Consider the following 25,523-nt stretch of genomic DNA (forward strand, 5'->3'; position numbering starts at 1 on the left):
GAAGAGTTGACGCTGAATGTGTTGGGGGAGGGGCTCGGGGCGCAAGTCACGGGAATCGACCCCAAGAATCTCGACGACATCACCAGGGAAGAGATCCGGGAGGTCGTCTATCAGAACAAGCTGGTGATCCTGAAAGACGTTCATCCGACTCCCGAGGAATTCCTGCGGTTGGGCCGCATCGTCGGCGACGTCGTCACGTACTACGAGCCGATCTATCACCACAAAGACCACCCGGAGATCTTCGTTTCCTCCACCGAGGAGGGGAACGGCGTCCCGAGGACCGGCGCGTTCTGGCACATCGACTACATGTTCATGCCCGAGCCGTTCGCGTTCTCGATGGTGGTGCCACTGGCCGTGCCGGGGACTGACCGCGGAACCTACTTCATCGACCTCAACAAGGTGTGGGAGTCTCTGCCTGATGCTGTGCGCGACCCGGTCCGTGGCACCTTCGCCACCCATGATCCTCGGCGGCACATCAAGATTCGCCCGCATGACGTGTACAAGCCGATCGGCGAGGTGTGGGATGAGATCTCCAAGACCACTCCTCCGATCGCCTGGCCGACGGTGATCAGACACCCGAAGACCGGGCAGGAAATTCTCTACATCTGCGCATCGGGCACCACGAAGATCGAGGACCGGAACGGACGCGTCCTGGAGCCCACCGTGCTGCAGGAACTCATGACCGCCACCGGACAGCTCGATCCGGATTTCACCTCGCCGTTCATCCATGCCCAGCACTACGAAGTGGGCGATGTCGTGTTGTGGGACAACCGGGTTCTGATGCACCGGGCGAAACACGGAACGACGCCAGGAACTTTGACTACACATCGGCTGACCATGCTGGACGGCCTCACAACACCGGGATATGGGGTATGAGCATGAGCACCGCCGAAACACTGTCTGTGGTCACGAGTGGGTACGACATCACCCGCATGGCGCCGATCCCCGAGGATCTGCTGGTCAAGGTGTTGGAACCCTATTCCTACAAAGGGTGCCGGTATCTTCTCGACGCGGAGTACGAGGCCACCGAGACCTCGGTATCCGCCACTGGGAACTTCAGCATCAAAGAGCCCGCATACATCCGGGACACCGGCCACTTCAACGCCGCCGAGTGGGTTCTGTGCTTCAACCAACTCGCCTACAGTGCGTTCGCGCCGGCCATCCTCAACGAGGTGATACCCGAATTCCGGGGCTGGTCGATCGAGGACTACTTCAACTATCAACTCCCCAGCATGTTGATCAAGACGACCAAATCGCGGTTCAAGCGTCCGATCAAGTCCCAGAGGTTCTCGGCGCGGTTGCTGTGCAAGGACTTCGAGGTGGTCGACCGGACGATTCGCTATCTCAAGATTCCGTGCACGGTGGAATTCTGGGATGAGGACGGGGGCGCCGCATCCGGTGAAGTTGAACTGGCCGCACTCAACATCCCCTGACCTTCTACGAGAGCAAGATGGCTATGACACCCCCACCATCCACGGTGCTGGAACGCATCGCTGAGCGGGCGCGACAACGTCCCGAGGCGATCGCCCTCCGTCGCTGCGACGGAACCAGCTCGATTCGGTACCGGGAGCTGATGGCCGAAGTGGACAGGCTGGCAGCCGATCTCGCCTCCCGATCGGTCGCCCGGGGACACCGTGTGTTCGTCGTCTCGGACAATGGACCCGAGACCTACCTGTCCGTGCTGGCCTGTGCGGCAGTGGGCGCGATCGCGGTCATGGTGGACGGCGGGTTGCCTCCGGCGACCGTTGACCGGTTCGGCGAGATCACCAACCCCGCTGCGATTCTGATCGCACCGGGTTGCCGGCTGCAGCGGTCTGATCTCTCGAGTTCTCTCCGGGAAATCCCTGCCTTCGAGGTCACCATCGTCGCCGGCGCGGCTGTCCGCGCTGACCAACCCGTGTCAGATCCGTCGTCCGGCAACCTTGATGGAGCGGATCATCCGCTGGCGATGATCTTCACCAGCGGCACCACCGGTGCGCCGAAAGCCGTGTTGTTGCCCAACCGCACCTTCTACTCCATTGCCGACATACTGCAGCGCGAGCAATTGACCTGGGTTGACTGGGTCGTCGGCGAAACGACCTACTCACCGTTGCCCGCGACGCACATCGGCGGTCTCTGGTGGATCCTCAATTGCCTGATGCAGGGCGGCCTCTGCATCACCGGCGGTGAGACTTCCGCGTCGATCGCGGAGATCCTCACCGCGAACGACGTCGCAACGACGTGCCTGGTGCCCACGCTCCTGACCCGTCTCGTGGCCGAACTGCGGGCCGCCGGAAAACCGGTCCCGCCAGCACTGCGCATGGTGGGTTACGGGGGATCCCGTGCGGTTGCCTCCGATGTCAGCTTTGTCGAAGCTGCCGGGGTTCATACCGCTCAGGTATACGGGCTCAGCGAAACAGGCTGCACCGCATTGTGTCTTCCCACCGAGGACGGGTCGATCGCCAGGATCGAAGCTGGGGCGGTCGGGCGGCCGTATCCCGGCGTGGAGGTCCACCTGGACGGTGACGGCAGCGGTCCGCCCACCAGGTCCTCCTCCGGTTCGGCATCTTCGGGCACGCTGTGGATCAAGTCCCCGGCGAACATGTTGGGGTACTGGGAAGACGCCGACCGCACCGCCGAAGCCCTGGTCGACGGGTGGGTGAACACCGGAGACCTTCTCGATCGTCACGACGATGGCTTCTTCTACATCAGGGGGCGGTCGTCGGAGATGATCATCTCCGGAGGGGTCAACATCGCGCCCGATGAGGTTGATCGAATCGCCGAGGGGGTGGCGGGCGTCGAAGAGGCAGCCTGCTTCGAGATCCCCGACGAAGAGTTCGGCGCGCTGGTGGGTCTGGCCGTGGTGACGTCGATGGACATCGACGATCCCGGAGCCAGGAAGCTCAAACACGCCATTGCGGCCCGCTTCCGGGAGGAATCGGAGCCGATGGCCCGGCCGTCGACAATCCGGTTCGTGCAGGAGATTCCACGCACCCAGTCCGGCAAGATCAGGCGGGCGGCCTTGGGTGTGATAACCGGTGGGTGAGACGTCGCGAAGCAGAATCCTCGCTGCACTCGCTGAGGTGCTCTACGTCGACGAGTCAGATCTCATCGACGGTGACGCCACCGACCTACGAGATCTCGGGCTGGACTCGGTTCGCTTCGTACTGTTGATGAAGCAGCTCGGCATCGATCGGGAATCGGATGTTTCGCGGCGGCTGGCGGAAAACCTTTCGCTCGCGGGATGGGTCCACGAGTTGGAGAAGCTGGGTGAACCTGTCTGAAGGGCCTCATCCGCAACGGATTCCGCTGAGCCGATCACAGCAGAACATCTACAACGGGGTGCTGCAGGACGCTGATCCGCGTCTGTACCTGATCGGAAGGCACTACCGGTTGCGTCCGATGCCGCAGACGGAGTTCCTGGCCGCTCTACGGAAGTCCATCCGCGCCAACCCGATTCTGCTGTGTGTGCTGGCGGAGCCATCCGAACCCGGCAGTTATCCCGAGCTCGTGCCCCGGCTCGACGCCGACGATGTCGTGCACATGTCCGGCAGTGACGCCTTCGCCGAGCTGCCGTACGAGTGGGAATCGGGCATCTGCGCTACGCCATTGGCGCGCTATACCGTGCATCTCGACGGCAGTGGCCTGGTGATCGGCCTTGCTGCCCACGCACATCACATCCTGCTCGACGGGGGAGCGATCGGCATCATCGAAGCCGACCTGGGGCGCTTCCTCTCCGGTGCCGACCTCGGTGACCCCGCCTGTGTCCGCGCCGGTTTGAGCGGTATCGCCACCGCTCACCGCCGAGAGGCGACCCGGATCGACGAATCTCTCGCGCGGCTCACCTCCGTTGTGCAGCGGGAGCTCTCCGCGGGCGCCGAGGAGGGCCGCCACGGACGTGCCGCCGACGTTCCCATCACCGCGGCCAGAGGGGTTCTCGTCGAAACTGCGGTGATCCGCGGCGAAGACTACGACCAGATTGTCAATGTGGCGTCCCGGGAGCACATCCCGCTCAACATGCTCGTCGCCGCGGCGGCAACGGCGGTGGACGCGAGCCTTCGTCACACCACCGAGAGCCTGCTGGTACATGCGGTCGACAACCGATTCGGTGATCCTGACCTCGATGTCGCGACGTGCCTGGTCAACTCGATGGCGCAGCCGGTCCGATTCTCTCCGTACGCCTCGGTGGCCGACGTGGTGCGTGGTGTAGACCGGGGCTATGTCAAGGCCGGCCGGCGCCGGTGGCTACGCGAAGAGCGCTACCGCCGAATGTATCTGGCGATCAATCGGACCATCTCGGTGGAAACGTTGACGCTCAATTTTCTGCGTGAGCCCTGTGCGCCTGAACTGGCGCCGTTCTTGTCGGACGCACCGGTGACGTCGGATATCGGACCGGTAGAGGGCATCACCGTGGCGGCGGTGCTCGACGAGGACCGCCGCACACTGACCCTCAACACGTGGAATCGGCCCGATCCACCCCGGGAGAATGTCTCGAACGTGGCGACCCGGATCGCGGCCGCCCTGAAATCGATGCCGGCGATGTGGGATTCCCCGATCGCGATGACGGTCGGCGCATGGCGACCGGTTGCCAAGGACGGGTCACTGTGCCCGGTTGCGGAAGAATCTGAGCCTGCGGCACCGTCGGCATCCGCGTGGTTTCTCGACCGCCCCGAGACCGCCGCTGAATGTCGTCGACGCCACGCCCACGTCGATTCCTCGATCGCCTGGCTGCTCGAAATCGGCGTGGCACCGGGCGATGTGGTGGTGTTCACCGACGACGGCACCGACAAGACCATCGGCCTCTTGCTCGGGTGTCACTTGGCGGGCTGCGGGTACAGCGTCTGCGACCGCGATGATCAGCTGGAATCGCGGGCCGAACGGATCAACCGATCCGGCAACGGGATCTCGGCACACATCGTCGATCTCGCATCGGCGACCATCCTGCCGCGTCCCGGCGGGGACCATCGCCGGCTGGTGGAGGCCCGTGTCGAACAGACGGCAATGGACCCGAACCTCGCTACCAGGACCGCCTACGTCATGCCGACGTCGGGATCGACCGGGGAACCCAAACTCGTGCACGTCAGCCACGGTGCACTCGCGGCGTTCTGCGTCGGTGCGACCCGGGCATATGGCTGGGGACCGGATGATACAGTCCTCCAATGTGCGCCGCTGACATCGGATATCAGCGTCGAAGAAGTGTTCGGTACCGCGCTGGCCGGGGCGAGTGTCGTTCGTTCAGCCGCAGTGAAAGGCGCTGATCTGCAGGCTCTTACCGATGATCTGGTGAAAAGTGGAGCCACCATCGTCGATCTGCCCACCGCGTTGTGGCAGCTGTGGGGTGAGGATGTCGAGGCGATCGCCGGAGTCGGTGGCTCTCGACTCCGACAGATTGTGATCGGCGGCGAGCCGGTGCGTCCGACCGCCGTCGACAAGTGGATCAACACGGCGGGCGCCGAGAATGTGTCGCTGGTGTCGAGCTATGGCCCGACAGAGACCACCGTTGTGGTGACCTACTTGCCGATCATCGAAGGCGGCCAGGTGATCTCGTACGGTGCACGCCGTCGCCTGGGCCGACCACTCGTTCCGAATGCGGTGGTGATCGCGTTCGGCGAAGTCGTGGTGATGGGGGAGATGGTGGCCGGCGGCTACCTCGGTGTGGACAGTGCCAGTTTTGGCTGGGTCGTGACGCCCGACGGCCGGCGGCAGCGGGCCTTTTCGACTGCGGACCGGGTGACGATCGACGGCGACGGATACCCGATGTTCGCGGGGCGTAAGGACGCGATCGTCAAGATCGCGGGCAAGCGCGTCGACACCGCCGAGATCACCCGACGCATCGGTGCCGACCCGACCGTGGTCGACGTTGCCGTCGAGCTTCACAACGGCGGTCTGGGGGTCTGGTTCGAAACCCAGCGAACCCGCGACGGTGATGAAGACCTCGCTGCGGCAGCGCGTATCAGGAACATCCTGGTGGATTCGCGGGTGCCGTCGTTCTCTGTGTCCAGCGTCGCGAGCATTCCGCGAAAGCCCGGCGGAAAGATCGACACCGCGAGGCTGCCGAGATCTGTTGCACCCGGCTCGGGAACCCACGTCGATGAACACGGCGAACTGGCAACTGGTCTCGCCACCCTCTGGAGCGCCCGCCTCGAGCGGTCGATCACACCGCATGCGTCGCTCTTGCGGGAAGGCATCGGGTCGCTGGATCTCGTGCGGATCCTGCCCGATACCCGCACGTATCTCGGTCGGCAGGTGTCGATTCTGGACCTCATCAGTGCCGATTCCGCGGCGAACCTGGTGGACGACATGTCGGTCATCGGCGACTGGATGGACGCCGACACGGCGACAGAGATCGAGCGCGACTTCACCGCTCTGTCGACGCGGGGCGCCCTTGCGGCACCGAAACCGCGGCGACCATCAGCCCATGGTGCGGAGCCCGTCCTGGTGGTGGGTGCGTCCGGAGTGCTGGGCACCGGATTCGCCGAGGCGATTCTGGAGCTCACCCGGTCGGCTGCGCCGCGCCCCGACGTGGTGCTGGCCATGAGATCGGCCCTACCCGACAACGAGGTCTGGCCAGCGCTTCGCGGCACGCCAGGCGTCCGCATCGAGCCCCTCGTCCACGGTTTCGGTCCGCTCGAGTTGGAGGCGCTGATCCGCGAGACCGGTGCCCAGACCGTCGTCAACTGCATTGGGAACACCAACGTCGTGGTTCCCTACCGCGAACTCCGTACGGCCAATGTGGAATTGGTGGCGACGATGACCGATTCGTGTGCGGCGACCGGTGCCCGGCTGGTGCACCTGTCGTCCTATGTCGTCAATGCGGACGTCTCCTCGCCACAAGTCGTCGACCCGCGTCGGGCTCCGTACCCCTACGCGGCCTCCAAGGCCCTCGCGGAACTGGCAGTGGTCGGGGCCGGTCGAGACCTCGACTTCACCATCGTGCGCCTGCCCCGGGTTCTGGGAACAGCCGAGCAAGTGCGCGGGTCCGCCGACATCCTGGTGGCCGTTGCCGATGCCTGCCGTGCGCTACAGGCCTATCCGGTGCTGGAGTTGATCGAGGAAGTGACGACCGGCCGCGCGGCGGCGGAGAGCATACTTCGCAGATTGCCCGAGTTCGGTGGGCCGGACGAGCTGGGTTCCGGGATCGAGGTGATGCGCGGGCAGACGGTGGCCTACCGGCAGTTGCTCGGCACGATTGCCTCCGAAGAGGTCGACAGTCACGAGTGGAAGCGCCGGCTGGACGAAAGCGATTGGGCAAGAGCCAATCCGCGGCGTTGGTCGGTGATCGACGCGTGGATCGGGTTGGGCCAGCAGCTCGATGGACGCACCTATGCGGAGTACCTCTCCGCGTATCCGGCTCTGCCGCTGGATGTGCGATTCGTCGGCGAGCTCGTGGCGGTACCGCCGTCGGTGCGGGCACTGCTCACCCAGGGATGCTCGGGAACTCAACCCGCTTGCGCAACGACTTATCAACCAGACGCCGTTAGACAGTGAGGGATGGCAGTGACAGACGTGGCCGCACACCGTACCGAGACATCAGGTACCCGACGGATCCGACTCGACGTGACAGGAATGTCCTGCGGAGCGTGTTCGCGCCGAGTCGAGAACGCGCTGAACAAGATCGACGGGGTGCAGGCCTCGGTCGCCATCTCCACCAAGATCGCGACCATCGATGCCGGCCCCGACATCAGTGTGGCCGACCTCTGCGATGCCGTTGAGCAGGCCGGCTACCACGCCGAAGAGCGCACCGCTCCCGAATCCGCACTCGAGGAGCCGTCCCCGAAACGCTCCTTGGTCTCGAGGGCCGTCCGCTGGGTGACCGTCGGGCACATGGGCGGCTGAATTTCTGTCGGGAACTGTCGAGGCGGCGCGAACGACCACTCTTATCGAGGAACCGTTCGACCGCTGAGGAGCCATGGGCGAGAACCCGTCGACAGCCACTGATGAGACCACGACACCGGAACCACCGATCTCGATACCGGCCGGGACCACGCATTACCGCGCGTTCCTGCTGCGTCTGCACTTCTATGCCGGGATCTTCGTCGGGCCCTTCCTGCTGATCGCGGCGATCAGTGGCGGCCTGTACGCGATCGCACCCACCATTGAGCAGTTCGTCTACCGGGATCAACTTCAAACCCACAACAGCGGTGACATGCTGCCGGTCGCCGAACAGATCCGCACCGCCCAGGCCGCGCGGCCCGATCTCGCGGTCACCGCGGTTCGTCCGGCAACCGGGCCGGGTGAGACCACGCGCGTCATGTTCGACGATCCGTCTTTGGGTGAGTCCGAACGGCATGCCGTTTTCATCGACCCGGTGACGGGCGCCTCGCACGGGGAACTCACGGTGTACGGGAGCAGCGGCGCACTGCCACTGCGGACCTGGATCGATCAGATGCACCGCAGCCTGCATCTCGGCGAGCCGGGCCGCATGTACAGCGAACTCGCGGCGTCGTGGCTGTGGCTGATCGCACTGGCCGGGGTGTTCCTGTGGTGGGGCAGATACCGGCGGATGTCGCGGCGCGGTGGCCCAAAGCCCAGGCTGTTGATGCTCGACGGCGCCCTCCGGGGTCGAGCACGCGCGTTGAACTGGCATGGGGCGGTGGGGATCTGGATCGCCGTCGGATTGCTGTTCCTGTCGGCCACGGGCCTCACCTGGTCACGGTTCGCCGGCGACAACGTGACCGCTCTGCGTGCCGCGCTGTCGTGGACGACACCCACCGTGTCGACGACGCTCGGCGGCGCACCCGCAGATGTGCCCGGCCCCATGTCCGGTCACGAGGGGCATCACGGTGTTGCGGCCCCCGCCACCGCACACGCGGCCGACGCGTCGCTGGTGGGCGACATCGACAGGGTGCTGAAGGCCGCGCGCGAGGCCGGGGTCGGCGGCAATGTCGAGGTCGGGATTCCCGCCGACCCGCACACCGCGTTCACCGTGGCGCAGACCCGGCAGCCCTGGGTGATGTCGAACAACGCAGTGGCGATCGACGGAACCTCCGCAAAGGTGACCGACATCTCGTGGTTCGCCGACTGGCCCTTGGCGGCAAAGCTTTCCGCATGGGGCATCCAGCTGCATATGGGACTGCTGTTCGGGGTCGCCAACCAGCTCGTGTTGTTTGGCCTTGCGGTCGCGTTGGTCACCGTGATCGTGCGCGGTTACCTGCTGTGGTGGCACCGCCGGCCCACCGCCGGCCGCGCCCTGGTGGGTGTTGCACCGCGTCGCGGTGTCCTCACCGGCCTACCGCCCGGCGCGGCGGTCGCGGTGGTCCTTCTGGCCGCCGCCGTCGGCTGGTTCATCCCGTTGCTGGGTGTCAGCCTGGTGGTGTTCGTGGCCGTGGACGTCGTTGCGGGATGGCGACAGCACCGCCGGCAACGCTAGCCGGTCAGATCGTCCCGTTCGGCCGCCGCGATCAGGTCTTCGCGGGCGCGGGCGACCCGTGAACGGATGGTGCCGACCGGGCAGCCGCACACCTCGGCCGCTTCCGCGTAGGACAAGCCGAGGACCTGGGTCAGCAACAGCGCGTGCCGCCGGTCGGGATCGAGTCCGTCCAACAGAAGGCGAATCTCGACCATCTTCTCGAAACCACCCACCGGGCGGTAGCTCTCGAGAACCTGCTCGACGTCCACTCCGTGCTGTGTCCGCGGCCGGCTCTGCTTGTGCCGAATCTGGTCGACCACGACCCGCCGAGCGATCGACAGCAGCCAGGTGCGGGCCGAGGACCGGCCGCTGAACCGGGGCAGCGCGGTGATGGCGCGCATGAACGTCTCTTGAGTCAGGTCGTCGGCAGACCCGGAATCGCCCAGGTAGGCGACCGTTCGCCAGACGTCGGTCTGGGTGGCCCGGATGAATTGCTCGAGCGCCGCCGAATCACCGCGGCCGGCGGCGAAGGCCAGCCGCGTAACGTGATCCTCGCTGCGTTCGGTAGTCACAGCCATCGACATTATTCGATGACGCCCGGGAACTCGGCATCGGGCTGGACCGACTATGTAATCGGTGACGTCAGTCGGTGTTGTAGGCCACCGACGTGATGAGTGAGCAATTGGGAGTGGTGGTGACAACAGCAACTGTCCCCGACAAAGAGGTGACTCAGCGCATTGCGCTCGACGTCACAGGAATGTCGTGCGGGGCCTGCGCTGCCCGCGTGGAGAACAAACTCAACAAGGTCGACGGGGTACGGGCGTCAGTGAACTTCGCCACACGCGTCGCCACGGTGGAAGCCGCCCCGGACATCGGTGTCGAGCAGCTGTGTTCGGTCATCGAGCGGGCCGGTTACCAGGCGGCCCCCCGTACCGAGCGCTCGACGACCGACGTCGACCCCGATGCCGACCATGCCCACAGCCTGCTCCGGCGCCTCGCGATCGCCGCCGTGTTGTTCATTCCCCTCGCCGATCTGTCGGTGATGTTTGCCGTGGTGCCCGACACCCGTTTCGCCGGATGGCAGTGGGTGCTCACCGCGTTGGCGGCACCGATCGTGACGTGGGCGGCATGGCCGTTCCACCGCACTGCGCTGCGCAACGCCCGGCACGGCACCTCGACCATGGAGACCTTGATCTCCATCGGCGTGACCGCGGCCACCGTGTGGTCGATGTACACGATCTTCTTCGATCACCAGACCTACCACGCTGCGGGGATCTGGCAGGCGCTGCTCGGCAGCGATGCGATCTACCTCGAGGTCGCCGCGGGCGTAACGGTTTTCGTACTCGCCGGCCGCTACTTCGAAGCCCGGGCACGCTCGCGCGCCGGAGGAGCGCTGCGCGCACTTGCCGCACTGGGCGCCAAGTCGGTGACGGTGCTGCTTGCCGATGGCGGCGAACTGGTGTTGCCCGCGGACGAGCTCAAAGAGGGGCAGCGGTTCGTCGTCCGTCCTGGTGAGGCCATCGCGGCCGACGGTCTCGTGGTGAGCGGGGCGGCCGCGGTCGACGTCAGCGCCATGACCGGAGAATCGAAACCGGTCCAGACCCACGAAGGTTCGAGTGTCGTGGGTGGCACCGTCGTCCTCGACGGTCGCCTGGTCGTGGAGGCCGCCGCGGTGGGACCCGATACCCGGTTCGCCGGGATGGTCCGCCTCGTGGAGCAGGCGCAGGCACAGAAGGCCGACGCGCAGAGACTGGCTGACCGCATCGCCGCGGTATTCGTGCCCTGTGTGCTCGTGATCGCCGCGGCAACCGCGATCGGTTGGCTGCTGGCCGATGGAGATGTCAACCGAGCTGTATCGGCTGCCCTGGCGGTCCTGGTGATCGCCTGCCCGTGCGCGCTGGGGTTGGCGACCCCGACGGCGATGATGGTGGCCTCGGGGCGGGGCGCTCAACTCGGCATCTTCCTCAAGGGCCATCGCGCACTGGAGGCCATCCGCGCCGTCGACACGGTCGTCTTCGACAAGACCGGCACCCTGACCACCGGACAGCCCCAGGTCATCACCGTCGTCGTCGCAGCGGGCGACGGATGGGACGAGGACGACGTTCTCGCATATGCGGCGGCGGTCGAGTCGGCATCCGAGCATCCGGTGGCCCATGCGATCGTCACCGCCCGTGCGGGTCGGGACATCGCCGCAGTGGAGGACTTCCAGGCGTTCGCCGGCCACGGTGTGACCGGTTCGGTGGATGGGGTTGCCGTGGCGGTCGGGCGTCCGGCCTGGGTGACCCGGGACCGGGTGGTGCCCGCCGATCTGGCGGCCGCCCGCAAGCTCGGCGAGTCACGGGGGCAGACGGTGGTGTTCGTCGCCTGCGGCGATGCCGTCCGCGGTGCCATCTGTGTCGCCGACGCCGTCAAGGATTCGGCGGCCGGTGCGATCGCTCAGCTCCACGCCGAGGGCATGAAGACCATGCTGCTGACGGGGGACAACGCCGCCACGGCCGCCGCGATCGGCGCGGCCGTGGGCATCGACGATGTCGTCGCCGAGGTGCTGCCGGAGGACAAGGTCGGCGCGATCGAGAAGCTGCGCGACCAGGGCCGGGTGGTGGCCATGGTCGGCGACGGGATCAACGACGGTCCCGCGTTGGCCTGTGCAGACCTGGGCCTGGCCATCGGCCGCGGGACTGACGTGGCCATCGGCGCGGCCGACATCATCCTGGTTCGCGACAACCTCGATTCGGTGCCGCAGGCATTGGGCCTGGCCCGGGCGACGATGCGGACCATTCGGGTCAACATGATCTGGGCCTTCGGGTACAACATCGCGGCCATCCCGGTCGCCGCGGCCGGCCTGCTGAACCCGTTGATCGCCGGTGCGGCGATGGCGGTGTCGTCTTTCCTGGTGGTCTCGAACAGCCTGCGGTTGCGCAATTACGGCACGATGCAACCGAATACGTTCGGTGACGCTCAGTTGCCGGCAGCGCGCATATCCGGCTGAGACGAGGCCAGCGGGGCCAGACACACACCCAGCCATGCTGCGGTCAGTGCCGCAACGGTGAGCGTGCCCAGTGCTGCCGGAATCCAGGAAGCGGTATGTGTGGTGTGATGCCACCAGAACGCCCCGGCGCCGACCACGGTGGCGACAGCCGACGCGCACATCGCCATACAGCACCATCGAAATCGGCGGCGCAGCAGAGCGAATGCCGATCCCGATGCCGCGAAGGCGAACAGGGAGAACGCCACCAGGGATATCCAGTGCCCGTTGCGCGTACCGCCGGCAGGTGCCGCGCCGGTCGCCTGTAGTGCCACGGCGCTCACCGTCAGAGCGGTGGCAAGTGCGGCCAGAGCGCGGGCGCGCGTGGTGCTGATCCAGACGTCTTCGAAGACCCGGCGCTCGATCGCCCGTAGTTCGGTCTCGATCGCGTCGCTTGTCTGCCTCGTCGTCACCGAGATACCTCGCTCATCAATGTGTTTGACTACCTGGCCTGGACCATAGGGGCGTGGCGGGGCGGCGAATCCTCGAGAATCGCGTCGCGTTCGCTTGGGGTCAGGCCGCCCCAGATACCGTGCTGCTCGGCTGCGGCGAGCGCATGGTCACGACATGTCGACTGTACCGGGCAGTCTGCGCACACCCGCTTGGCCTGCTGAACCCTTCGGTTCCGGGTGCGCCGATCTTCCCCGTCCGGGCCGAAGAAGAAGATCGCCTGCCCGGAATCTCGGCACCGTCCCAGCCGCTGCCACTCCCACAGTTCCACCCGGGGCGCGGGCAATCGATGCGACTGCTGCATGGTTGTGGTTCCCCCACGGCTCGTAGCTACGCCTTCAGTGCGGGCACGAGAGGCAGTTGCGCACTGCGGTTCTCGATGGCCCTGCTGATTGGTCGGGAGCACGACGTGATTAGTTCCGTTGTGGCCTGATCGGCAACCCTTGGGCGTAACCTCATATGCATGACCAGCAATGAAACCGCGGAGTCGGCCAAGTGCGACAACCCGAACTGTACGTGTGAAAACTGCACCTGCGGGAGCAACTGCACGTGCGGTTCCGACGCTGCCGAATGACCTAGGAGTCAACGCCGGTTACGAGCGAGCTCGCTGAGCATGGCGTTGTAGGCGTCGAGTTCGTCGTCGTACCCGCGATCGCTGTGGCGGTCCTCGCGTGCACCCGCCCGGCGGTCCTGACGTGCCCACTGGGCGACCAGGGCTATCACCACGATGATCACCGGCAGCTCGCTCGAGCCCCACGCGATGGCGCCGCCCAGATGTTGGTCATCCGAAATGCTCTGCAACCAAGGTAGATTGACGGACCGGTAGAAGCTCTCGCCCAGAGACGAGGTCATCGTCATCGTGGCGATGCCGAAGAAGGCATGGAACGGCATCACCGCGAACAGGAGCCCGAGCCGCCCCAGGAAGGGGAGTCGCCGCGGACCTGGGTCGATGCCGATGATTCCCCAGTAATACAGGTAGCCGGTCAGCAGGAAATGCACGCTCATGAACTCGTGGCCCCAGTGATACCGGATCAAGGTGTCGAACAGGGGCGTGAAGTACACGAGGTACAGCGATCCGACGAACAAGAGGAACGCGGTCACTGGGTGAGACAGGAACCGCGTCACCGGGGCGTGCACGAACCACACCAGCCACTCGCGGGGACCAGGCGTTTCGTCTTTCGGCGTGGAGGGCAGCACCCGCAGCGCGAGCGTGACAGGTGCGCCGAGCACCAGGAGTACCGGGACGAACATGTTCAGTGCCATGTGTTCGCCCATGTGCACGCTGAACATCGCTGATCCGTAGGCCCGTACTCCGGAGCTCGTGGTGATCAGCAAGGCGGCGCAACCCAGAGTCCAGGCGATCGTGCGTCCCACCGGCCACTGGTCACCTCGTCGCCGCAGCCGAACCACCGCGACGAGGTAGCCGAGTGCAAGCACGATGGCTGCGGTCCCGATCAGGGGGTCGAACCGCCACTCGGTCATCAGGCTGACCGGACTCGGCGGCGCATCGAGCTGGTAGCCCAAAAAGACGTCCCACGTGGTGAACTCGTGGACCGTGAATCGGGGAGGCACACTGTTCGCGGCGAGCGCCACTGCGGCGGTGACGACGATCATCGCCGCCGCGGACACACTGTCGACCAGTCGCGACGGGGTGCGCCGCGCCAACAGGAGTACGCCGTCGCCGACCCACACCAGTGCGAGCAGCACCCCGGCGACCACCACGGCCTGCCCGTAGGCCGACCCCAGGATCGGCAAACCGCCCAACATCAGTGTGGCCAGGAGTGCGCCGTAGACGAGGGCGACCGCACCGCACGTCACCTGCAATGCCTGGATCCGGCGTCGGAACACGGCGTCCTGTAGTACCGCGGAGACGATCTTCGTTCCGGCCCACACCGCCATCGCCACCGAGAACACGATGACGGCGCTCGTGGCGATGTCGTGATCCGGTCCCTGCCCGGCGTTCCCGGTCACCGGTACCGCGATCACGCCGATCAACGCAGGCAGCAGTGCCACACAATGACCGATCCAGCGGAGCGTGAACCGCACGCCGACCGCCAACACCAGCGCGCATATCGCTGTCACGCACCAGCCGCGGGCGACCTCTGAGGCCGCGATGGTGCTACCGAGGCCGGGCCCGGAGACAAGCCGGCCGACGGGAATCCCCGCGTCGGCGGACGCCGAGATGACGATCATCGCGGTGGCGCAGCAAGCCCAGACGATGGCGATGCGTTCGACAAGCAGATGCACCGGAAAGGTTGCCGCGTCGATCCGTCCGTCGTCGCGAGGTGTCGCGGTCGTCACAATCCAGACGAGTGCCCCTACGCACAGCACAGCCGCCAAAGTGCCGGCCCAGTGCCCGAGCAGCCGAGCTGCGCTGGTGGCGGTTCCCGGGTCAGCGATGCCTGCAGCGGCCAGCCGCTGCGCGCCCAGGTGCGCACCACTCATGGACAACACCACAGTGCAACCTGCGACGATGCCGAGCAGTGTCAGGCGTCCCCGCCACACCCCGGCCGCAGTGGACATGCGCACACGCGCCATAGTCGAACCGGCCTTCCGCCGCGCAAACGAACCAAACGTCGCGGCCATGCGATTCTACGACAACGTGTCGTAGTGCTGGTGAGTGCGGGAACTCTGGCACTCTCGTCTGCGACCAAGAGACGAAGACCCCCGACACTCTTGTAGACAGGACCCGGAATGATCGCCGATCTTGCACTCCGCTGGGTTGTGACGGGGTTGTTCGCGTTGAGTGCGGTCGAGTGCGCCTACGCGCTGGTGGGCTCGCGTGGCAGGCCGAGCGTTGTGATGAGCCAGCTGCTGCATATGGCGATGGCCATCGCAATGATGGTGATGGCCTGGCCGCGAGGGACCGAACTGCCCACACTCGGCCCGATGTTTTTCTTCGTGGGCGCCGCGGTCTGGTTCCTGGCCGGCGTGCTGAGGTCCGCGACGACCCACGGGCGGGTGGTCGACGGCTATCACGCCGCGATGATGCTGGCGATGGCCTGGATGTACGCCGCCATGAACGGCAATGTGTTTGGGCGCCATACCGAAACGGTCGCCGCAGGCGGTCAGGACATGCATGCCATGCACATGGCCGGACACCATGGCGGCACGGCGATGGCCATGGAACACGTCGCGGCGCAGCCGCCGCTCTGGATCCCTGCCGTCAACTGGCTGTTGATCATCGGTTTCGTGATCGCCGCCGCCGGGTGGCTGTACCGCTACTTCGCGGCACGTCAGCAGTCCGACACTTCGCCGTTCTCGCATTTCGGCACGTTATGCCGGGCAATGATGGCCGCCGGTATGGCGATCATGTTCGGCGTGATGGTGTAACGGCTCAGGCGGCCGGGTCATCCGCGGCGCGGAGGTGACGACGGGTCGGTGCAGCCTGGCCCGATACGTCGTCCTCACCATGCGCCCTGGGCGACGGGTCATTCGGTCGCTTGGTGCGCGACGCCCAGATCGAGACGATCGCAGCCAGCGCCACCGGGACATGACTCAGGACCCGGACCGGGGTGACGAGTCCCGCCAGCGCATCCGACACCACGTAGTAGGTGAGGAATCCGCAGTAGATCACCAGCACGCAGGCCAGACCGGGCGCGATTCGACGGCGGAAGGCCATCGCAATCGTCGCGATTCCCAGCGCCGCCGACCACGCCGTGGACTCGTTCAGCAAGTGGGCTCCGCTGGCAGAGCCGTGGTGGGCGGCAACCATCCCGAAATTGATGCCTGCCACCTGCGCGACCGCCAAGCCGAGCTGGACGATCCCGATGGTGATGATCGCGGTGGTCAACAGGTGTGGGCTCAGCCGGTGCCAGAGTCCGCTCAGCGCACTGGCCCTGCGGTTCGGGCGTCCGCTGACGGCACCGATCAGTCCGGTGTCGGCCAGGTCGCGCAATTGCAGCCCGAGCGCTCCCGCCCGGTCGTACCAGTCGGCACACTCCCGGCAGTCACGCAGATGCTCGTCGACGCGGGCAGAGGGGACCGGCTCACGCTCCCCATCGAGGCGCGCCGAAAGCGCCTCTCGTGCCACTACGCAGTCCACCGGGCCATTCTCCCGCATTGACCTCGCGGATTGCACACCTGCTGGGCTCCACCGCCCCGAACGTCGACAGCGTCGGTCACACCGTCGGTGAGTAGGGCAGATTGCTGCTGGTGCGCGCGTCGACCTGCACCGGTCTGCCCACATAGGGGAACGCCCGTTGCGGGCAGGCCGGTCGGTCACAGATCCGGCAACCCGCGCCGATGGGCACCGTGGCTTCGGGATCGCTCAGATCGATGCCCGCCGAGTAGACGAGCTTGTGGGCATGGCTCAGATCGCAGCCGAGCCCGACGGCGAAACTCTTGGGTGTACCCAGATATCGGCTCGGTGCCGACGCCGACGTTCTCGCGATCCAGAAATAGTTCCGGCCGTCAGGCATCTGAGCGACCTGGGTCAAGAACTCGCCGGGACGGGAGAACGCGTGGTGCACCACCCAGAGCGGACAGTTTCCGCCCACCCGGGAGAAGTGAAAGGCGGTGGCGGACTGCCGCTTCGAGATGTTTCCCGCGCTGTCGGTGCGAACGAAGATGAACGGCACGCCACGCGCATCCGGCCGCTGCAGGGTGGACAGCCGATGACAGATCGTCTCGAACCCCATCTCGAACCGCCGGGCGAGCTGGTCGATGTCGTAGCGCAGATCCTCGGCGGCGGACAGGAACATCCGGTAGGGGAGTAACAGCGCGCCGGCGAAGTAGTTGGCCAGGCCGATCCGTGCGACATCCCTTGCCTCCGAGCTCAACTGGTCATCGGTGGCCACGATGGAGTTGATCAGCTCAGAGTGCAGCAGCAGGGCAATCTGGGTGGCGAGCTGGAATGCGCGCTGGCCGGGCAGCAGCCATCGCGCCACGTGGAGTGTGCCGGCTTCGGGCTGGTAGCGGCGTTTGACGTTGGACCCCAGGACATCTCCGTTGTCCACGATCACCGAGATGCCGAACTCGGTGGACAACAGATCGGCCAGTTGCCGGTCGAGGCCGCCGATCTGGAGACGGTGACGGGTGAACAGGTCCTCGGCGGCGCGGTCGAGCGCATCGATGTAATTGCGCCGGTCGTAGAAGAAATCACGTACCTCTTCGAACGGCATCGGCTGCTGGGTGCCGGCTTGTGCATCCAGGTTGGTGCGGCCGTGGACGGCCTCCAGCTCGGCAGTGGCGTCGTGCAACCGGCGGTGCATGGTGACCATTGCCTGGCCCACCTCGGGCATGCGTGCGACGAGCTCTTCGATCTGGGTCGAGGTGGTCGGGCCGTCGGCCAGAATCTCGCGCAGATCCGACACCAGCCGGGCGTCGGCATCGGGTGTGAAGTACTGAGTCGGCAGGTCGAAGCGGTCGGCCAGGGCGAGCAACACCGGGACCGTGATCGGACGCTGATCGTTCTCCAGCTGGTTGACGTAGCTCGTCGACAGTCCCAGCGCACGCGCCAGCGCGACCTGCGTGAGGCCTCTCTCGTCACGTAGCCGTCGCAGACGGGCGCCGGCGAATGTCTTCGTCACCGCTGCCGAGGCTACCCCGATCGGGTTTCGCAATGTTCGCAAAAAAGGCCGTCAAAGGACACAGAAATACGCATTTACAGGGTATTTCCCTGGTGGTTGCAGCTGCGTACCGTGCGGATCATGCTTGAATACGACGTCAGAACACGGCGCAGCGCCGAGGACTTCCCGCGCAGCGAACACTTGGCTTGGAAGATCGCCGAGATCGCTGCCGACCCGGTGGCCGTGCTGCCGGAGACCGAGGCGATGGTGATCAACCGGATCATCGACAACGCCGCGGTGTCGGCCGCGTCGGTGATTCGCCGGCCGGTGACGGTGGCCCGTGCCCAGGCGCTCGCGCACAAGACACCGAGGGGCGCAGGAGTGTTCGGCGTCGAGGGCACGGTCTCACCGGAGTGGGCCGCGTGGGCCAACGGCGTCGCAGTCCGCGAGCTGGATTTCCACGACACCTTCCTGGCCGCCGAGTACTCCCACCCGGGTGACAACATTCCCGCGCTGGTCGCCGTGGCCCAGCAGCTCGGGGTGAACGGCGCCGACCTGATCCGGGGTATCGCCACCGCGTACGAGGTGCAGGTGGACCTGGTCAAGGGAATCTGCCTGCACAAGCACAAGATCGACCACGTCGCCCACCTGGGACCGTCGGTCGCCGCCGGCCTGGGCACCATGCTGCGGCTCGACCCCGAAACCATCTACGCCGCAATCGGTCAGGCCCTGCACCTGACCACCGCCACCCGCCAGTCGCGCAAGGGGCTCATCTCCAGCTGGAAAGCGTTCGCCCCGGCGTGGGCAGGCAAGGTCGCGATCGAGGCCGTCGACCGTGCGATGCGCGGCGAGGGATCGCCCGCCCCGATCTGGGAGGGTGAGGACGGGGTGATCGCCTGGATGCTCGCCGGTCCCGAGCACACCTACCGGGTTCCGTTGCCGGGACCGGGCGAACCCAAGCGCGCCATCCTGGACACCTACACCAAGGAACATTCGGCCGAGTATCAGAGTCAAGCGCCGATCGACCTGGCCCGCCGGATGCGCGAGCGTATCGGTGATCTCGATCAGATCGCCACGATCGTGCTGCACACCAGCAATCACACTCACGTCGTGATCGGCACCGGATCCAATGATCCGCAGAAGTTCGATCCTGACGCGTCCCGCGAAACCCTCGATCACTCGGTGATGTACATCTTCGCCGTCGCATTGCAGGACGGCACCTGGCACCACGAGCGGTCGTACGCGCCCGAGCGGGCGCACCGGCCGGACACCATCGAGCTGTGGCGCAAGATCTCCACGGTCGAGGATCCGGAATGGACTCGGCGCTACCACTCGAATGATCCGGCCGAAAAGGCATTCGGCGCCAAGGCTGTCATCACTCTCAAGAGTGGCGAGACGATCGTCGATGAGCTAGCGGTCGCCGACGCCCACCCGCTCGGTGCCCGACCCTTCGAGCGCGAGCAGTATGTCGCCAAGTTCGCCGAGCTGGCCGAAGGTGTAGTCGAACCTGAGGAGCAGAAGCGTTTCCTGTCTGCCGTCGAGAATGTCTCGGCGACCAAGTCCGGTGGACTCGGTGCCCTCAATGTCCGCGTCGATCCGCGGGTGCTGGACAAGGCGCCGACGATTCCCTCTGGGATTTTCCGATGAGCGCTTCCGGCCTCCTCGGTGCGGCCACTCCGGCTTCCGAGAAGCGCCGAAAGTTCCGCCGCGGGTTGGAGTCCGGTCGGCTCCTGCGCTTTCCGGGGGCATTCTCGCCGCTGGTGGCCAAGCTCGTCGCCGAGATCGGCTTCGATGGCGTCTATGTCTCCGGTGCTGTCTTGTCCGCAGACCTGGGTCTGCCCGACATCGGCCTGACGACGCTGACCGAGGTGACAGGCCGTGGTGCCCAGATTGCTTCGGCCACCGATCTTCCGACCCTCATCGATGCCGACACCGGCTTCGGGGAGCCGATGAGCGCGGCCCGCACCGTGACACTGCTCGAAGACGCGGGGCTGGCCGGGCTGCATCTGGAAGACCAGGTGAACCCGAAGCGGTGCGGACACCTCGACGGCAAAGCCGTGGTGGAGACCACCGAGATGGTCAAGCGGTTGCGTGCTGCTGTCTCGGCACGGCGGGATCCCAACTTCATCATCTGTGCCCGTACGGATGCGGCGGGGATCGAGGGGATCTCCGCGGCGATCGACCGGGCCAAGGCCTACGCCGACGCCGGGGCCGACCTGATCTTCACCGAGGCTCTGCACACCCCGGCGGATTTCGAACAGTTCCGCGAGGCAGTGGACGTTCCGCTGCTGGCCAACATGACCGAGTTCGGAAAGTCCGAGCTGCTCACGGCACAGCAGTTATCCGAGATCGGCTACAACATGGTGATCTACCCGGTGACCACGCTGCGTCTGGCGATGTACGCCGTCGAGGTCGGCCTACGCGAGATCGCCTCGGCAGGAACACAATCCGGGCTGCTCGACCAGATGCAACACCGGAGTCGGCTCTACGAGCTCCTGCGCTACAACGACTACAACCAGTTCGACTCGGATATCTACAATTTCTCGCTGCAAGGGGCGACACGATGACCGTTACCGCGAACGACACAGGTAAGCCGAGCATCCACAAGGGACTGGCGGGCGTGGTGGTCGACACCACCGCGATCTCCAAGGTGGTCCCGGAAACCAACTCACTGACCTACCGGGGTTATGCCGTTCAGGACCTGGCGGCACACTGCAGTTTCGAGCAGGTCGCCTACCTGCTGTGGCACGGTGAACTCCCCACCGACCAGGAACTGGCCCTGTTCAGCCAGCGGGAGCGGGCGTCCCGGCGCATCGACCGGTCGATGCAGTCATTGTTGGCCAAGATCCCCGACACCTGCCACCCGATGGACGTGGTCCGCACCGCGATCAGCTATCTCGGCGCCGAAGACCCGGAGGAGGACGACAGTACCCCGTCGGCCAATTTCGCTAAATCGCTGCGGATGTTCGCAGTGCTGCCGACCATCGTCGCCGCCGACATGCGCCGGCGCCGGGGCCTGGAACCGATTGCCCCGCACAGCCACATGGGCTACTCGGAGAACTTCCTCAACATGTGCTTCGGCGCGCTGCCGGACCCGGTGATCGTAGAGGCGTTCGAGCAGTCGATGATCCTGTACGCCGAGCACAGCTTCAACGCCTCCACGTTCGCCGCGCGGGTGGTCACCTCAACACAGTCCGACATCTACAGCGCCGTGACGGCGGCGATCGGTGCGCTCAAGGGCTCTTTGCACGGTGGCGCCAACGAGGCCGTCATGCACGACATGCTCGAGATCGGTAGTGCCGAGAATGCCGCGGAATGGTTGCACGGCAAGCTGTCCCGCAAGGACAAAGTGATGGGTTTCGGGCACCGGGTCTACAAGAACGGTGATTCCCGGGTGCCCACGATGAAGGCCGCTCTGCAGTGTGTAGCCGCCGTTCGCGAGGGTCAGCGGTGGCTGGACATATACGAGCGCCTGGAGCAGAACATGCTCGCCGCCACGGGAATCAAGCCCAACCTGGACTTCCCGACCGGGCCGGCGTATTACCTCATGGGATTCGACATCCCCAGCTTCACACCGCTTTTCGTGATGAGCCGGATCACCGGCTGGACTGCCCACATCATGGAGCAGGCGGGCTCGAACGCGCTCATCCGGCCCCTCAGTGAATACAGCGGACAGCCGCAACGGGCGCTCGCGTAGCCTGCGTGTTTTTCCGACGAGCAGACGTACAGGTACCCGGAAAGCACCCCGGACGGGTACCCAAGCTGGGGGCCCCGCTTGCGGGGGACTGCTCGCGGGATAGGAAAGGGAAACAGTGGTCGACAAGGTTCTGGTCGCCAACCGGGGAGAGATCGCCATCCGCGCGTTTCGCGCGGCCTACGAACTCGGTCTGGCAACGGTCGCGGTCTATCCGTACGAGGATCGCAATTCTCAGCACAGGCTGAAAGCTGACGAGTCGTATCAGATTGGTGAGGAAGGACATCCGGTCAGGGCCTATCTCTCGGTCGATGAGATCATTCGGGTAGCGCTACATGCGGGCGCCGATGCGATTTATCCCGGCTACGGGTTTCTCTCGGAGAACCCGGAGCTGGCCCGGGCCTGCGATCAAGCCGGTATCGCCTTTGTCGGGCCCTCGGCCGAGGTGCTGGAGCTGACCGGGAACAAGGCCCGCGCCATCGCCGAGGCCCGCAAGGCCGGGCTTCCGGTGCTCGCGTCTTCGGCCCCGTCGAGTTCGGTCTCCGAGCTGCTGGCAGCCGCTGAGTCGATGAGTTTCCCGGTGTTCGTCAAGGCCGTTGCGGGGGGCGGTGGCCGGGGGATGCGGCGGGTCAACGATCCGGCCGATCTGAAAGAGGCGATCGAGGCAGCAAGCCGGGAAGCGGAGTCGGCATTCGGGGATCCCACGGTTTTCCTCGAACAGGCGGTGATCAACCCGCGCCACATCGAGGTGCAGATCCTGGCCGATACCCAGGGCAACGTGATCCACCTCTTCGAGCGGGACTGCAGCCTGCAGCGGCGCCACCAGAAAGTCATCGAGCTGGCGCCCGCCCCCAATCTGGATCCGGAACTGCGGGAAAGGATCTGCGCCGACGCGGTGGCCTTCGCCCGTCAGATCGGGTACTCGTGCGCGGGAACGGTGGAGTTCCTGCTCGATGAGCAGGGGCGGCACGTGTTCATCGAGTGCAACCCCCGGATTCAGGTGGAGCACACGGTGACCGAGGAGATCACCGATGTCGATCTGGTATCGAGTCAGCTGCGCATCGCGGACGGCGAGTCGCTACCCGATCTCGGACTCGCTCAGGACGCGTTGAAGATTCGCGGTGCTGCCCTGCAGTGCCGGATCACCACCGAGGACCCTTCCAATGGATTCCGTCCCGACACCGGACGCATCACCGGATATCGGTCACCGGGCGGCGCCGGTGTTCGGCTGGATGGCGGCACCAATCTGGGCGCTGAGGTGGCTGCGCATTTCGATTCGATGTTGGTGAAGCTGACCTGCCGCGGCCGTGACTTCTCGACGGCAGTGGTGCGGGCGCGGCGAGCCGTGGCGGAGTTCAGGATTCGCGGGGTATCGACCAACATCCCGTTCCTGGCTGCCGTTCTGGAGGACCCGGACTTTGTCGCCGGGCGGGTGACGACGTCCTTCATCGAGCAGCGGCCCCAGCTGCTCACGGCGCGCGGCAGTGCCGACCGCGGCACCAGAATTCTCAATTACCTGGCCGATGTGACCGTCAACCAGCCGCACGGTCCGCGGCCGTCAGCGGTCTACCCTCGCGACAAGCTTCCCGCGTGCGACTTGAGCGTGGCTCCGCCCTCGGGATCCAAGCAGTGCTTGACCGAGTTGGGCCCCGAAGGGTTCGCCGCCTGGCTACGGGACGGCAATGCAATCGGTATCACCGACACCACCTTTCGCGACGCGCATCAATCGCTGCTCGCCACCCGGCTGCGCACCAGTGGACTGCTGCGCGTCGCCCCGTACATCGCCCGGACGATGCCGCAGCTGCTGTCCGTCGAGTGCTGGGGCGGCGCCACCTACGACGTCTCGCTGCGATTCCTCAAGCAGGATCCCTGGGAGCGCTTGGCGGCGTTGCGTGAAGCACTGCCCAACATCTGTCTGCAGATGTTGTTGCGGGGGCGGAACACGGTGGGCTACACGCCGTATCCGGAGACCGTGACACGTGCGTTCATCGATGAGGCAGCGGCAACCGGCGTAGACATCTTCCGGATTTTCGACGCGCTGAACAACCTGGATTCGATGCGCCCGGCCATCGACGCGGTCCGCAACACCGGCACCACGGTGGCAGAAGTCGCGATGTCCTACACCGGAGACTTATCCGACCCACGTGAGTCGCTCTACACGTTGGACTACTACCTCCGCCTGGCCGAGCAGATCGTCGAGGCCGGCGCTCACGTGCTCGCGATCAAGGATATGGCCGGCCTGCTGCGGGCACCCGCGGCCGCGACGCTGGTGTCTGCCCTGAAGTCACGGTTCGACCTCCCGGTGCACGTGCACACCCATGACACTCCGGGTGGGCAGCTGGCCACCTATGTCGCGGCGTGGATGGCCGGTGCCGATGCCGTTGATGGCGCGGCAGCTCCGTTGGCGGGCACGACAAGTCAGCCGGCGTTGTCCTCGATCGTGGCCGCTGCCGCGCACACCGAGTACGACACCGGGCTGTCGCTGGATGCGGTGTGTGACCTGGAGCCCTACTGGGAGGCGCTACGCAAGGTCTATGCGCCCTTTGACGTTGCGGCATCGGGTCCTCCTTCTCCGACGGGTCGTGTGTACACCCACGAGATCCCGGGCGGTCAGCTGAGCAATCTGCGTCAGCAGGCCATCGCGCTCGGTCTTGGTGGTCGTTTCGAGGACATCGAAGCGAACTACGCTGCCGCCGACCGCATGTTGGGCCGGTTGGTGAAGGTCACCCCGTCGAGCAAGGTGGTGGGGGATCTGGCACTGGCGCTGGTCGGAGCGGGGATAGATGCCGATGACTTCGCGGCCTACCCGGATCGGTACGACATCCCCGACAGTGTGATCGGGTTCTTGCGTGGCGAACTGGGGGATCCTCCGGGTGGTTGGCCGGAACCGTTGCGCACCAGGGCTCTCGACGGCAGGGGTCCGGCCAAGCCGATCCAGGAACTGTCCGCTGAGGACGAAACCGTTTTGGCCGCGCCGGGACCGAAGCGTCAGGCGACCCTGAACCGGCTGCTGTTCCCGGGGCCCACAGCGGAGTTCGAGTCGCATCGCGACGAGTACGGCGATACCTCGCGACTGAGCGCCAACCAGTTCTTCTACGGTCTGCGTCACGGTGAGGAGCACCGGGTCAAACTCGAACCCGGTGTCGAACTACTGATCGGCCTGGAGGCGATCTCCGAGCCCGACGAGCGGGGAATGCGCACGGTGATGTGCATCCTCAACGGGCAGTTGCGCCCGATCATGGTGCGGGACCGCAGTATTGCCAGTGAGGTCCCGGCGGCCGAGAAGGCTGACCGGGCGAACCCGGCGCACATCGGTGCTCCGTTTGCCGGTGTGGTTACGGTCAATGTCGCCGAGGGAGACACCGTCGAGGCAGGTCAGTCCATCGCGACCATCGAGGCGATGAAGATGGAAGCGGCCATCACGGCTCCGCAATCCGGCACCGTCACCAGAATCGCGGTCGCCCGGACCGCGCAAGTCGAAGGCGGCGACCTCCTTGTCGTCGTCGGTCAGTAGGT

At 65.7% G+C, this 25,523-nt stretch carries 19 protein-coding genes; 13 read left to right on the plus strand and 6 right to left on the minus strand.

Annotated features, from left to right (window positions below):
• The first annotated feature begins 6 nt into the window (after positions 1–6).
• The 7 genes from scoE to AC4LGL_RS25445 all read left to right on the plus strand — a co-directional run bounded on the left by scoE (position 7) and on the right by AC4LGL_RS25445 (position 9,349).
• A complete protein-coding gene (gene scoE / locus AC4LGL_RS25415) occupies positions 7–876 on the plus strand; it encodes a (3R)-3-[(carboxymethyl)amino]fatty acid oxygenase/decarboxylase (RefSeq protein WP_491841172.1) in 870 nt (289 codons plus the stop codon).
• A 2-nt stretch (positions 877–878) separates the two neighbouring features.
• Positions 879–1,433 (plus strand): FcoT family thioesterase, encoded by a 555-nt coding sequence (locus AC4LGL_RS25420; RefSeq protein ID WP_491841173.1) that lies wholly within the window; start codon positions 879–881, stop codon positions 1,431–1,433.
• A 17-nt stretch (positions 1,434–1,450) separates the two neighbouring features.
• A complete protein-coding gene (gene fadD10, locus AC4LGL_RS25425) occupies positions 1,451–3,025 on the plus strand; it encodes a fatty acid--CoA ligase FadD10 (protein WP_491841174.1) in 1,575 nt (524 codons plus the stop codon).
• Positions 3,018–3,263 (plus strand): acyl carrier protein MmaB, encoded by a 246-nt coding sequence (gene mmaB, locus AC4LGL_RS25430; RefSeq protein WP_135358990.1) that lies wholly within the window; start codon positions 3,018–3,020, stop codon positions 3,261–3,263. The genes fadD10 and mmaB overlap by 8 nt, the downstream gene beginning before the upstream one ends.
• Complete coding sequence (locus tag AC4LGL_RS25435; protein ID WP_491841175.1) at positions 3,250–7,467, plus strand: AMP-binding protein; 4,218 nt, start codon at positions 3,250–3,252, stop codon at positions 7,465–7,467. The genes mmaB and AC4LGL_RS25435 overlap by 14 nt, the downstream gene beginning before the upstream one ends.
• A gap of 3 nt (positions 7,468–7,470) precedes the next feature.
• Positions 7,471–7,815 (plus strand): heavy-metal-associated domain-containing protein, encoded by a 345-nt coding sequence (locus AC4LGL_RS25440; protein WP_491841176.1) that lies wholly within the window; start codon positions 7,471–7,473, stop codon positions 7,813–7,815.
• Positions 7,816–7,888: 73 nt separating this feature from the next.
• Complete coding sequence (locus AC4LGL_RS25445; RefSeq protein WP_491841177.1) at positions 7,889–9,349, plus strand: PepSY-associated TM helix domain-containing protein; 1,461 nt, start codon at positions 7,889–7,891, stop codon at positions 9,347–9,349.
• On the opposite strand, the gene sigC is transcribed toward AC4LGL_RS25445, so the two are convergent.
• Complete coding sequence (gene sigC, locus AC4LGL_RS25450) at positions 9,346–9,912, minus strand: RNA polymerase sigma factor SigC (protein WP_082449030.1); 567 nt, start codon at positions 9,910–9,912, stop codon at positions 9,346–9,348. The two genes, AC4LGL_RS25445 and sigC, sit on opposite strands and share 4 nt — an antisense overlap.
• An 86-nt stretch (positions 9,913–9,998) precedes the next feature.
• Here sigC and AC4LGL_RS25455 point away from each other — a divergent pair, with 86 nt between their 5' ends.
• Positions 9,999–12,317, plus strand: a complete 2,319-nt coding sequence (locus AC4LGL_RS25455) for a heavy metal translocating P-type ATPase (RefSeq protein WP_491841178.1) — start codon at positions 9,999–10,001, stop codon at positions 12,315–12,317.
• On the opposite strand, the gene AC4LGL_RS25460 is transcribed toward AC4LGL_RS25455, so the two are convergent.
• The 3 genes from AC4LGL_RS25460 to AC4LGL_RS25470 form a co-directional block, all read right to left on the minus strand.
• Positions 12,287–12,766 carry a hypothetical protein gene (locus tag AC4LGL_RS25460; RefSeq protein ID WP_491841179.1) on the minus strand — a complete coding sequence of 160 codons (480 nt, stop codon included), beginning with the start codon at positions 12,764–12,766 and terminating at the stop codon, positions 12,287–12,289. The genes AC4LGL_RS25455 and AC4LGL_RS25460 overlap by 31 nt on opposite strands.
• Positions 12,767–12,795: 29 nt before the next feature.
• Entirely contained in the window at positions 12,796–13,107 is a 312-nt protein-coding gene (locus AC4LGL_RS25465) for a WhiB family transcriptional regulator (RefSeq protein WP_491841180.1), read from the minus strand.
• Positions 13,108–13,385: 278 nt separating this feature from the next.
• Positions 13,386–15,341, minus strand: coding sequence for a cytochrome c oxidase assembly protein (locus AC4LGL_RS25470; protein ID WP_491841181.1), 1,956 nt, complete (start codon positions 15,339–15,341; stop codon positions 13,386–13,388).
• A gap of 156 nt (positions 15,342–15,497) precedes the next feature.
• On the opposite strand from AC4LGL_RS25470, the gene AC4LGL_RS25475 reads away from it, so the two are divergent.
• Positions 15,498–16,136, plus strand: a complete 639-nt coding sequence (locus tag AC4LGL_RS25475) for a DUF5134 domain-containing protein (RefSeq protein WP_491841182.1) — start codon at positions 15,498–15,500, stop codon at positions 16,134–16,136.
• Between the two features lie 4 nt (positions 16,137–16,140).
• Here AC4LGL_RS25475 and AC4LGL_RS25480 read toward each other — a convergent pair whose 3' ends face one another.
• Positions 16,141–16,836, minus strand: a complete 696-nt coding sequence (locus AC4LGL_RS25480; protein ID WP_491841183.1) for a DUF2275 domain-containing protein — start codon at positions 16,834–16,836, stop codon at positions 16,141–16,143.
• 88 nt (positions 16,837–16,924) lie between these two features.
• Complete coding sequence (locus AC4LGL_RS25485; RefSeq protein ID WP_491841184.1) at positions 16,925–18,334, minus strand: short-chain fatty acyl-CoA regulator family protein; 1,410 nt, start codon at positions 18,332–18,334, stop codon at positions 16,925–16,927.
• Between the two features lie 120 nt (positions 18,335–18,454).
• Here AC4LGL_RS25485 and prpD point away from each other — a divergent pair, with 120 nt between their 5' ends.
• The 4 genes from prpD to AC4LGL_RS25505 all read left to right on the plus strand — a co-directional run bounded on the left by prpD (position 18,455) and on the right by AC4LGL_RS25505 (position 25,521).
• The gene (prpD, locus tag AC4LGL_RS25490) at positions 18,455–19,960 is read left to right on the plus strand and encodes a 2-methylcitrate dehydratase PrpD (protein WP_491841185.1); all 1,506 of its coding nucleotides are present in this window, start codon (positions 18,455–18,457) and stop codon (positions 19,958–19,960) included.
• Positions 19,957–20,880, plus strand: a complete 924-nt coding sequence (prpB, locus tag AC4LGL_RS25495) for a methylisocitrate lyase (protein WP_491841186.1) — start codon at positions 19,957–19,959, stop codon at positions 20,878–20,880. The genes prpD and prpB overlap by 4 nt, the downstream gene beginning before the upstream one ends.
• A complete protein-coding gene (locus AC4LGL_RS25500) occupies positions 20,877–22,010 on the plus strand; it encodes a bifunctional 2-methylcitrate synthase/citrate synthase (protein WP_491841187.1) in 1,134 nt (377 codons plus the stop codon). The genes prpB and AC4LGL_RS25500 overlap by 4 nt, the downstream gene beginning before the upstream one ends.
• A 115-nt stretch (positions 22,011–22,125) precedes the next feature.
• Positions 22,126–25,521: a pyruvate carboxylase gene (locus AC4LGL_RS25505; RefSeq protein ID WP_491841188.1), complete on the plus strand. Its 3,396-nt coding sequence runs from the start codon at positions 22,126–22,128 to the stop codon at positions 25,519–25,521.
• Positions 25,522–25,523 lie beyond the last annotated feature (2 nt).

The sequence above is a fragment of the Mycolicibacterium arcueilense genome (assembly GCF_058536225.1).

Excerpts from the sequence above, each read along its gene's own strand:
- AC4LGL_RS25440 (WP_491841176.1), top strand. The coding sequence starts at position 7,471 with ATGGCAGTGACAGACGTGGCCGCACACCGTACCGAGACATCAGGTACC.
- AC4LGL_RS25445 (WP_491841177.1), top strand. The coding sequence starts at position 7,889 with ATGGGCGAGAACCCGTCGACAGCCACTGATGAGACCACGACACCGGAA.
- AC4LGL_RS25420 (WP_491841173.1), top strand. The coding sequence starts at position 879 with ATGAGCACCGCCGAAACACTGTCTGTGGTCACGAGTGGGTACGACATC.
- AC4LGL_RS25455 (WP_491841178.1), top strand. The coding sequence starts at position 9,999 with ATGAGTGAGCAATTGGGAGTGGTGGTGACAACAGCAACTGTCCCCGAC.
- sigC (WP_082449030.1), bottom strand. The coding sequence starts at position 9,912 with ATGTCGATGGCTGTGACTACCGAACGCAGCGAGGATCACGTTACGCGG.
- AC4LGL_RS25500 (WP_491841187.1), top strand. The coding sequence starts at position 20,877 with ATGACCGTTACCGCGAACGACACAGGTAAGCCGAGCATCCACAAGGGA.
- AC4LGL_RS25465 (WP_491841180.1), bottom strand. The coding sequence starts at position 13,107 with ATGCAGCAGTCGCATCGATTGCCCGCGCCCCGGGTGGAACTGTGGGAG.
- prpB (WP_491841186.1), top strand. The coding sequence starts at position 19,957 with ATGAGCGCTTCCGGCCTCCTCGGTGCGGCCACTCCGGCTTCCGAGAAG.
- AC4LGL_RS25470 (WP_491841181.1), bottom strand. The coding sequence starts at position 15,341 with ATGGCGCGTGTGCGCATGTCCACTGCGGCCGGGGTGTGGCGGGGACGC.
- prpD (WP_491841185.1), top strand. The coding sequence starts at position 18,455 with ATGCTTGAATACGACGTCAGAACACGGCGCAGCGCCGAGGACTTCCCG.
- fadD10 (WP_491841174.1), top strand. The coding sequence starts at position 1,451 with ATGGCTATGACACCCCCACCATCCACGGTGCTGGAACGCATCGCTGAG.
- AC4LGL_RS25475 (WP_491841182.1), top strand. The coding sequence starts at position 15,498 with ATGATCGCCGATCTTGCACTCCGCTGGGTTGTGACGGGGTTGTTCGCG.